Genomic DNA, 9,552 nt, shown 5'->3' with positions numbered 1-9,552 from the left:
CTAACTTACAGATTGTAATTTTCTGCAAAGATAGTCATTTCTAACCCATAGAGTCATTTTTTGCTCGTATTTTGTCGCATATCAACCACTTACAACGATTGTTAATCGTTTTTAGTGGACACTAGTGATAGATGGTTATGGAATACTTTTTATATAGTCCGCTAAATGGGAATTTACAATTCTGATATACTTCAGATGTAGGTTGCCGTTTCTAAAGCAATATAAAGTTTGTTTAAACTATGGTTGGCATTGTTCAAGCCTTTGGCTTCATATCCATTTGTATCCAAAATGTCACCTGTTTCAAAAAAAGCATACAACTTCAAATTGTAGAAGTCGCACACAGATTGAACTCCAGCCAATTCCATTTCTACAGCGATGCACCCTTCTTCCATACGTTTGCGTACAAGTCCTTTTGTTTCTCTGATCATCGAATCTGTCGTCCATATTTTACCTGTAATATATGGTACAGATAATTTGTCGAAAATTATGGAAAGTTCCTTGCTTGCGGCTATATCAATATAGTCGGATGGTGCTGCAAAATAATATGAACACCCGTCCCCTCTGTAACTTTGTGTCGGTATGATAAATCTACCTTGTGTGGTTGTACGGTCAAGACTGCCACAGGAACCGAACATAATGAACTTTGATGCTCCAGTTAGCCAGCTTGCAAGATGACATTGAGAGGATGCTACTGCTGAACCTATTCCTGACAGGTAGAAAGTTATCGTAACTCCTTTATAAGTTGTTTTATAGATATGCGTATCGCCATTGCAAGCCGGCATAGTTGCAATAATTTCAGATTCGTAGGAATCAAGTAAATGCCGATGAATCTCCTTCGAGAATATTATCAGGCATATATCTGCAAAATCTCCACGTCTGCCGTAGAAATCAAACAGATTGATCATTGGTTCAGTTTCAATATCATAACTATCAGTAATCATAGCATATTGAATCAGATGTGAGTTTTATATTGCTCCGGTATCTCAAGATTGAAAGTTCTGCATAATAACAGGACGTCGTGGACATCATTTTCATCGTATTCATATCCAAGATGGAACTGTACCTGTGCCTCCGGGTTTATGCATGTTACCTCAATATTCCCGATATTTCCTTTACCTGAGAAAGTTTCGCTTGGGAAAGTGTATCCGTCATATAGAATTCCATCTTCGACATATTCGAAACAATGCAGATCGATTATTCTTCCGTTGTCATCTTTCCAGACAGTATGGCTATCGGTCGTATAGTCCATTACAACTTCTCTGTATCCCTTCCAGGTAATCACGGATATGGCCTTACCATAGTCTTTCTTCTCTACGAACAGATCGATGTCGTTATGTATTCTTGTTTCTCTGCCTATAAGTGCATCGACACCCCAACCGCCGTCCAGAAACACCTTTACAGATGCTTCAGACAGCATTTCAAGAATCTCACATGCATCAAAATAAGTGACCATAAAATTGCAATTAAAATAAACTTTGGTGCAAAGTTAATAAAATTCCGTGAGACTAAAGAGACTTATACGTAGAAAGTTAAACATACAACTGTATTTTCGCAGAAAATACTATAAAATGCCACCTGAAAAGCCCACTTTTCGTGCACATTTTTCCAACTAAAGCCATTTTTTCAACCTGATTGCTGAAACGACAATAAGGTTCACAATACCTGATTTTGCACCTTCAGGAACGCAGCACAAAATGATAGAAAATGAAAATTTCCGTTCATTTCCGTGTTAAGATATGTTAAGCAGATGTTTTCATTTTGGGGTTTTTGAAATTTTTGTTTCCAGTTTGTTTCTTTTGGTACTTTTTGCTTTTTGGGAGTGTTGATATTCAGCACTTTACAATTCGGAAGCAGATTCTCAAGAAGAAGATAATGAGTAGGTACAATCACAGAATCTTCCCTGTTTTTTCTTTCCCAAAACTGTTAACTGTTAACTGTTATTTGTTATCTGAACCGCAAAAATGGTTTATGGAAACTGTCAACTGTCAAACTGTAACGTCTGGTGTGAATTGGCATGGTCCAAGAAACAGAAACCTGTCCTCGTGTTTTAAGAATCCGAAACCTATTTTTCCTTTCCGAAAACTGTAATACTGCAAGCTGTAAGAATTGAAAGTCATGATGTCAATGACCTGTCCCTGTGACATCTCTTTCGCGGCAATTTGCCACTATACAGCAGAAATGAACTCTGAACGACACTTATCGTATAAAACATAATGGAGGCTGCAAATGGCAATTCCTTGCCGCTTGCAGCCTCCTGCTTGAATTGATTTATTCTTTATATGGCTTTGTGTCGGGTATCAGGCGCATTCTCCACATGACAAGCCGAATGTCTTGGGAAATCACTTGTCCCGATTTCACCTAATTATTCTAATGGTTAAAAATCAGTTGTACTACTTCCATCTCCCCAGTTCTCATCGACGCTTGCTGATATATTGACTTGCTTCAATCCAGCGTGAGCCACGTCGCCTTGATAGATGATGTGGAAGTTGGGATTGATGGGGGCATTGGGTAGTGTGATTGCAGGATTGTCAAGTTCGCCGCAGTAATGCAACTGTAGGTCTTGGTTGCCTCCGTTAGCATCGGGCATAACGTAAAAGTGGCATATTTCTTTTGAAACGGCCGCTGTTGCACCGGTAACGGTAGTCACTGGACAGTTGTACACCCAATTGACTGTGGCATCACCTGCTACCGTTCCTGTCAATACATTATACGCTGTGAAGGATGTTGGCACGGTCAACGTCAGCGTATAGGGGTCAGTCGCGTCATCAGTTACAGACAGGTCTGTCGTGGTGTTTACACTGATGCGGGTTACGGCATGCTTCAGTGTACAATTGATGCCTGCCTCTACATAGCCTTGATTCTTCAGATTTCCGGCAAAGGCTACAACCTCGCCACTATTGTTGTAAGCCACGTTTTTGAGCGTAGTCGGAGCTGAAGCAGAATTGTCGCTGTCAGCCCAGAACAGCAGCGTATACTTCTCAGAGGTTGTTGGGTTCATCCACAACTTAGCCGTATAAGTCTTTCCTGCGATGCTTTCATCCATCTTTACTACTGTGGAATAGCCGTCAGCCAACTCATTGCCTTGTTCATCGAGCATCTGCACATAGCAGCGCACTACTTGGGAATCATCTGTAGAGCCTACCGCACGAGTGGTCATACCCTCAGGCAGCGAAGCGGTGATGGTCACAGCCTTGAACTCACCGTTGTTCTCACTTTGCAGCACATCCTCGTTGCCGCACGATGCCAGCATAGCTGAGATGCCGAGCATCAATATTGTCATCTTTACTTTCATATTTTTAGACATTAATTATTAAACCTATTCTTTGATTTACTATTCGTTTATTATATTATCTTAATACTGATATTATGTCTATCATGTAACCGTTTTTCTTACCAATCATAAAATCGGAAATCTGCTGGAAGTAGAAAGTTTTTCTCATCAGCAGCCCACATAGTACCAAAACATAAGACATACCTATTTTCATAATTACGTTTGGTAATTACCATTTCTGCGGCATATTCATTTACTGCTGTTATCATACAATCATATATATCGTCTCCTATTTTAACTGGTTGAGTAACATAGCCCCCTATATACTCAATATTCAATATTTTGTCAATAAAGAAACGACCTATATCATAATCTGCGTAATACTCAAAATTTTCGTAACTGGTTTGTTCACCTTTCGGAAATCCGTTTTCATCAAAAAGACATAAACGGAACACTTCTTTACGCTTTTCTTCTGGCACAATCCAGCTGGAATTTTTCGATGAAAGGTCACCTTGCAAAGTGACGTGGGTGTTCGCTTGCAAGTTGACATTGCTAATAGTCAACGTGTAATCGTTGCAGAAAGAGAGTGTGACACTATTCGCGTTGGAAGTTGCAAGGTTATAGAAACTGAAAATCGAGACCGCTTTGCCAATTGATGCATTGCTGCCGAAAGTGTGGGTCACGTGCTGCGTATCGCTACCCGTTGCCGCTCCCATGGATACGTTATAGGAATTTGCACATGGGAGGGAAATTGCGAGCACATCGTTGGTTCGCGGACGGAACAGATTAGATCCATCGTGTTGTAGTGTCACCTTTGTCACCACATGTTTCAGCGTGATGTCGGTGGAAACATTCTCGGGGGTTCCACTTGCCTTAGCGGTGAAAGCGATACAGCCCGGTGTATATTCAACAGCTGTCAAGTCGGTTGGCACACTCGCACCTGCATCGGCATTGTCGGCCCAAAACATATAGGTATAGCTTGCCTCGGATGTAAGATGAAAAGAAAACTCATACTTGTTTGTTGTTGGGTTTAGTACTCCCTCAACGACCTCAGATTGTACGGCGTTGGCCTCACTGCTGATAGCTTGTCCATAGAAACGGGTGGGCGACTCATCGGCATCGGCTGTAACACGGGTGGATGCTACCTTTGCCGCTCCGCTGCCAGTCACATCAATGGAGTTGTCCACCTTGGCGCTAAAGGTCACGGATATAGTTCCTGCCCCTTCAACTCCACCTGTAGTAGTATTTTGGAGTATGTCTTCATTGGTGCATGCCGCGAAGAGCATAGCAACAAGAACGTATTTCAATATGTGTGATACTATTCTCATTTTTTTATTTCAATTTTATCTGTTACTATTTCTATCAGAACGGGATGACAATGTCCTCGCCCCATTCGGTATCTATTTGCACACCGCCGGAAGTAAGACCTGCGGTGAGGAACGTGCCAGTGACGGTGGTGAGATAGCCCCGACGGTAGGGTATCTGCACACCGCTTACTTTGCTAATTTCTTTGCCTGTGTGCCTATTGAACGTATGCACGGTGATGGTGACAAACGATTCCTTGCCATTTGTTAGCACGAAATCAGAACCCAATTGCCTTGCTTTATTGGGGGCGTAGTCCTCAGCCTCAATGATGTCAGCTGCATAGCTAATGCCCGTAAAGGCATCGTTAGGTGCGCCTGCCTCCACATTAAAGCCTGCAGGGAAGAAGCTCTCGTAACTGATGCGAACGGTCAAGTCCTCTATCTGCGGTAGCTCTTCACCCTTAACGATAAGGTTGCGGTAGCCCTCTACATCGTTTGCTATGATGCGGTATTTTGCGAATGGACGTTGTAACGGCAGGGTGATGGTTGCACCAGCTTTGGGGAGCGTGATACCGCTCTCGTTGCCGTAAGCCACATCCTTGGCATCGGTGTTTGCCATGTAGGGTTCGGTGAATAGGGTTACGGCCTTCAGACTTTCGGTGTGATAGAAGGCATCGGCAAGCGGAGCGTCTGTATGGGCATAATCTGCCCAGAGGCGCATGTCATAGTCGCCTTCGGAGAGTTGCAAATCGACCTTGTATGTTCCATCCTCCTGTAATTCAGGAGTGACAGCCTTATGAAGTACTATTTGGTCAGTGCCAGCCTTGTAAAGCTCAGCCACGCATCTTAAAGAATAGTTGTCATTTGAAGCAATGCTTCTTGTTCTTGATGGGATGAAATTGGGCATGGTGGCTTCCGGCATAGCGAACCTCACACTGAGCACAGGCAGGGAGAAGGCATCCTGTGACAAGGGAATGGCGACACAAACAACTCTGTTTTCCGCCACATCCATCTCGGCAATGCCTGAAATCAGGTCGCTGTCAATGCCAATCTGCGCAGCCACCCACTCATGCAGGGCGGTCAGTGTGGTGGTCTCCGTCGGTGCTGCATCCGCATTGATGACGGTTGCCACTGTATAGTGCCCCGCCTCTAATGGCAGAAGAGCGGAAGCGACGGCATGGGCATCGGCATAGTGGTATGTAGCACACAGGTTGCCGCCTGTGTCATATATATATAAGTAGGTATGCCCGATGGAAACATTTGGGCATCGACTGTTATCAAGGGCAATAGCCACGCCGCCCTCGCCTTCATGTGGATCATCGTTGGCACAGGCTGTAAAGCCTAAGATTACTGCTACCATGAGCAGCAGACTCATGAGTTGATTCAACTTAGTTTTCATGGCTTCACCTCCTTTCTTTTGCTGAATGTCCATCCTATACGCACACCGCTTTCCCAAAGAAGATTGCCGTCGTGAATGTGTTCTGACACACCGTCCATGCCCTTGCCTGTCAGGCAGGTGATGCCCGAATACAGTCCGAGGCTCAGTCTATCCGTGACGGCGTATGAGGCTTGCAGGTTGCCACCGGCACCGAGATGCCAGCGTGACTTGTCGCTTATGATGCTTTTGCATTCCTCAATGGTCTTCACGTCAGCCTTCGTACCCACGGCTGCGAGCATTGGCGAGAGTTCCAGCTTCCATCGGCTGTCACGCAAGGAGCGGAAGAGGCCGAGCAGGTTTACATTCAGCCGCACGCCGTACTGCTGTAACGACACAGCACTCTTCAGGTCGGCATAGTCAGCTCCGCCGAAGCCTGCCACGGGAGCGTGATAGGTCACGCCGTCAGCGCCCAGCCAGTAGCCGCCCTCCGTGCAGCAGTCGCGTGCAGAGAGGTTGGTCTTTCCCCACTTGGCTGACAACTCAGCCGAAAGGACAGAATTGAATCTGTAGCCGCCGAACAGCCCAAGGGCATATCCTGCCCGGGTCTTGTCGGCGCCAAACGAACTGAAGGTGCTCACCCCAAAGGGCACGCCACCCTCGAAGCCGCCATACCACGCTGCCGTGGAATTGTCGTTTGCCTCAAGTTCCAAATGTTCCTGTGCACATACATCTTGCACAGCCAACATCATGATGAACAAGAGATAAGTTGCAATCACTTTTGGTGTATTCATGTTCAAAATTCAATTATATGTATAAAACGCAAAAGCCTTCCGCCGGTGTCATTGTCTGACACCTGCGGAAGGCTCTGTTCTGTATCTATATGTGAATGAAGACGTTACGATAAAGCCGATACCCTCCCCTAAATAATTAAGACTTAGGCGTTTATGGTTGGTCTTTGTTGTATGTTTCATTGTCTTCATGTCCATAATGTCTAATGTGGCGCATCGCTCATTGTTGAGTGAATATACCAAGATGCGCTGCAAAGATACAAATTTTTTCTCATTTAAGCATCAAAATGCTCGGGAAATTATTCATATTTATAACAGTTTAACGTTAAAATACGCGCTCTTCCGCTTTTTGGGATGCAAAATTAATAGATATCAATGATACCTGCCAAATCTTGCCACTATACGACCAAATTCAACTCTGAACGACATAAGTCCACAAAAATCTTTTCTATTCATAGTTCCAAAAACCTTTTCTTCCCTTACTCTCTTTATTATTGGGCTTTTCAGGATCCGCCCTGCCGACATCGATGCTCCAAAGGTAGCACCTCTCCGCTTTCCATAGAATCAAACTTCGTAAATGCCAGCTTCCACTTCGCAGTCTGCCCTCCCGCTTGTCCATAATGACGCTACAAAGTTAGTACCAATCCTCCGAACCGTACAATATGGTTTGTAATCTACCCACTTTGGTTTGCAGATGCCGCATTTTGCATCTTGAAACACCCAACATCTGTTAAAAACCACCTCCATTTCCGCATTTTTCCCTCAAAACCCTTGCACAATCCAAATAAATGCTTTACCTTTGCAGTACCAGAACCCGCCAAGCCTCTCAACGATGCTCAAATGAGCGGGTCGTTTTTGTTTTTATAGGTATATGGCAACAAAAATTCCGTTCATAAAAACATACTCCACACCCCAAGAGTTATGGTCCAAGAAACAGAAACCTGTCCTCGTGTTTTAAGAATCCGAAACCTATTTTTCCTTTTCAATAACTGTAAAACTGTAAGAATTATAAGTCATGATGTCAATGACCTGTCACTGTGGCACCTTGATTTTAATGTCTGATTTAACATTATTAAATATAAATATGTCAAAGAATTCCACTTTTGCGTGATTTTTCTCGCTAAAAAGTTTGTATTATCAATGATTATTCGTATCTTTGCAACAACAGAATCCGCCACGCTTCCCATTTGAACAGCGAACCAGGGCGGGTCTTTTGCTTTTATGGGAACATTAAGATTATACACTAAACAGGCTCTTTCTATTTTCGAACAAATAGAACTACTAAAAAGTAGAGGCTTAAATATTGCTGATTCATCCAAGGCTGCAAAATTTCTTGGTGAGGTCAGCTATTTTCGTTTTGTTCAATACCTTCGTCCTATGGAGGCAGACAAGACTACACATCAATTTAAGCCTAATAGTAGATTTGAAGATGCCGTAGCTCTCTATAACTTTGATATAGAGTTGAGAGAATTGATGTTCAAGGCTGTTCAACGATTAGAGATTGCTTTGCGCACAAAGATTATACAAGAGTTCTCTTTGGCTCATGGACCGTTTTGGTTCTTTGATACAAGTCTTGCTGACGATGAACACAAGTTTATTGAGAATATGAACTCCATAGATAGAGAACTTCAACGTAGCAAGGAGGACTTTATCAAAGAGCATAGGCGCAACTATGACAAGCCGATATTCCCTCCAGCATGGAAAACGCTTGAACTTGCATCTTTCGGCACGCTTTCAAAACTCTATTACAATTTCAGTGACAAGAAGTTGAAGAAGCGTGTAGCTCGTCAATTCAATCTTCCACAGCATGAGGTGTTGGAAAGCTGGATGCGCAGTGTAACTGTCCTGAGAAACTGTTGCGCTCACCACTCACGACTTTGGAATCGCTATCTTTCCAATGCTCCACAAATGAACGCTTCTTTACGTGGTGCATGGGTGAACATTGATGGTGTTGATGCGAACAAAGTATATGCTATAGCTTGTTGTATTGCATATTGGCTTGATTCGATGGGGTATGGATTGGACTTCAAGAATGAACTCAAATCCTTACTCGTTTCTTATCCACAGGTAGACCCGGCAGCAATGGGATTCCCTGATAATTGGATTTCGGAGCCTCTATGGAGATAACTTTATAGATAAAATACAGATAAGCTTGTCGGTAGTGAAAATTCTTCATTACCGACAGGCTTTCTTCTTGATATATGAACTATTTGATGTAAATAAAGGTTAAATACGTTAAAAATCACCCATTTCGTATCAATATAGAACCTATATTGCCACTTTTCTACCGTTTAGAGCGTATAATACTGATAATCAACTAATAATAGATACTTCTTCTGTAATACTATAAGCTGTAAGGATTGTAACGCAAAAAATCGTTTTCAGAAACTGTCAACTGTCAACTGTAACGCCTGGTGTGAATTGGCGTTGTCCAAGAAACAGGAACAGTCCTCGCGAAAACTATTTTTCCTTTTCAAAAACTGTAAAACTGTAAAACTGTAAGAATTATAAGTCATGATGTCAATGACCTGTCCCTGTGACATCTGAAAACGTCATTTTCTTGAAAATGTGCACTATTGCCCGTTGTGGGAGCCAGATAGCATGAGTAACTTTGCACCGTCAAAATAAACGAGTGTAAACCTAATTGTTATAAAGTAAGCATTCCGTAAACCACGTATAGATGGTCACTAGTGTCCACTAAATAAATTTAAGACTTAATTCTCTTACAGTTTGTAACTTCTCGGCAGGTTCGCTTTTGCCGAGCAAATCTACGAGAGGGGTTCTGTCCAACAATGAGACAGATAAAATTCT

Annotated in this window: 7 protein-coding genes; 1 reads left to right on the top strand and 6 read right to left on the bottom strand. The window is 43.1% G+C overall.

Going from position 1 to position 9,552, the window contains the following annotated elements; translation table 11 throughout:
• Nucleotides 1-191: 191 nt before the first annotated feature.
• The 6 genes from CIK90_RS02220 to CIK90_RS02195 form a co-directional block, all read right to left on the bottom strand.
• A complete protein-coding gene (locus CIK90_RS02220) occupies nt 192-941 on the bottom strand; it encodes a nucleoside phosphorylase (protein WP_006743466.1) in 750 nt (249 codons plus the stop codon).
• Between the two features lie 11 nt (nt 942-952).
• The gene (locus CIK90_RS02215) at nt 953-1,453 is read right to left on the bottom strand and encodes a nucleotidyltransferase domain-containing protein (protein WP_006743465.1); all 501 of its coding nucleotides are present in this window, start codon (nt 1,451-1,453) and stop codon (nt 953-955) included.
• A gap of 921 nt (nt 1,454-2,374) precedes the next feature.
• On the bottom strand, nt 2,375-3,292 hold the full coding sequence (locus CIK90_RS02210) for a fimbrillin family protein (RefSeq protein ID WP_144007200.1): 918 nt from the start codon (nt 3,290-3,292) through the stop codon (nt 2,375-2,377).
• Nucleotides 3,293-3,390: 98 nt separating this feature from the next.
• Nucleotides 3,391-4,599, bottom strand: coding sequence for a hypothetical protein (locus tag CIK90_RS02205; RefSeq protein ID WP_144007199.1), 1,209 nt, complete (start codon nt 4,597-4,599; stop codon nt 3,391-3,393).
• Nucleotides 4,600-4,633: 34 nt separating this feature from the next.
• Nucleotides 4,634-6,007, bottom strand: coding sequence for a DUF6562 domain-containing protein (locus CIK90_RS02200; protein ID WP_173849296.1), 1,374 nt, complete (start codon nt 6,005-6,007; stop codon nt 4,634-4,636).
• Complete coding sequence (locus CIK90_RS02195) at nt 5,971-6,744, bottom strand: outer membrane beta-barrel protein (protein WP_094464238.1); 774 nt, start codon at nt 6,742-6,744, stop codon at nt 5,971-5,973. The genes CIK90_RS02200 and CIK90_RS02195 overlap by 37 nt, the downstream gene beginning before the upstream one ends.
• A gap of 1,218 nt (nt 6,745-7,962) precedes the next feature.
• On the opposite strand from CIK90_RS02195, the gene CIK90_RS02190 reads away from it, so the two are divergent.
• Nucleotides 7,963-8,868 carry an Abi family protein gene (locus CIK90_RS02190; protein ID WP_094464237.1) on the top strand — a complete coding sequence of 302 codons (906 nt, stop codon included), beginning with the start codon at nt 7,963-7,965 and terminating at the stop codon, nt 8,866-8,868.
• Nucleotides 8,869-9,552 lie beyond the last annotated feature (684 nt).

This window comes from Prevotella sp. P5-126, from assembly GCF_002251185.1.
In the GTDB taxonomy this organism is placed as follows: Bacteria; Bacteroidota; Bacteroidia; order Bacteroidales; family Bacteroidaceae; genus Prevotella.
This window is presented reverse-complemented; position numbering and strand designations above follow the sequence as displayed.

What these genes read in the sequence shown, in the direction of transcription:
- CIK90_RS02220 (WP_006743466.1), bottom strand. Translation starts at nt 941, where the DNA reads ATGATTACTGATAGTTATGATATTGAAACTGAACCAATGATCAATCTG.
- CIK90_RS02215 (WP_006743465.1), bottom strand. Translation starts at nt 1,453, where the DNA reads ATGGTCACTTATTTTGATGCATGTGAGATTCTTGAAATGCTGTCTGAA.
- CIK90_RS02210 (WP_144007200.1), bottom strand. Translation starts at nt 3,292, where the DNA reads ATGAAAGTAAAGATGACAATATTGATGCTCGGCATCTCAGCTATGCTG.
- CIK90_RS02205 (WP_144007199.1), bottom strand. Translation starts at nt 4,599, where the DNA reads ATGAGAATAGTATCACACATATTGAAATACGTTCTTGTTGCTATGCTC.
- CIK90_RS02200 (WP_173849296.1), bottom strand. Translation starts at nt 6,007, where the DNA reads ATGGACATTCAGCAAAAGAAAGGAGGTGAAGCCATGAAAACTAAGTTG.
- CIK90_RS02195 (WP_094464238.1), bottom strand. Translation starts at nt 6,744, where the DNA reads ATGAATACACCAAAAGTGATTGCAACTTATCTCTTGTTCATCATGATG.
- CIK90_RS02190 (WP_094464237.1), top strand. Translation starts at nt 7,963, where the DNA reads ATGGGAACATTAAGATTATACACTAAACAGGCTCTTTCTATTTTCGAA.